The 273-nt window shown below is 65.6% G+C and carries 1 protein-coding gene; it reads right to left on the bottom strand.

Features of this window, described 5'->3' with window-relative positions:
• A partial coding sequence (locus B3D39_RS14325) for an AMP-binding enzyme (RefSeq protein ID WP_414718010.1) occupies positions 1-273 on the bottom strand: 273 nt, incomplete at both ends.

Raw genomic sequence — 273 nt, 5'->3', positions numbered from 1 at the left:
CGGGTCTTCGGCAGGCCCGGCGCCCATTGGATGATATCGGGCTTGGCGATCGGACCGATCTCGGTGCGGACCCACTTCTCGAGCTCCTTGCGCAGCTCGTCGGAGGGTTCGACATCGTTCATCAGCGTGACATAGGCGTAGATGCCCTGCCCCTTCAGCTCGTGCGGGTAGCCGACCACGGCAGCCTCTGCCACGGCCTGATGCGCGACCAGCGCGGACTCGACTTCCGCCGTGCCCATGCGGTGACCCGAGACGTTGATCACGTCATCGACG

This window comes from Thioclava sp. UBA3469 (assembly GCF_002378135.1).
GTDB classification, from domain to species: Bacteria; Pseudomonadota; Alphaproteobacteria; order Rhodobacterales; family Rhodobacteraceae; genus Thioclava; species Thioclava sediminum.
Note: the sequence above shows the minus strand (reverse complement) of the source record. Positions and strands in the feature narration are given on the sequence as shown.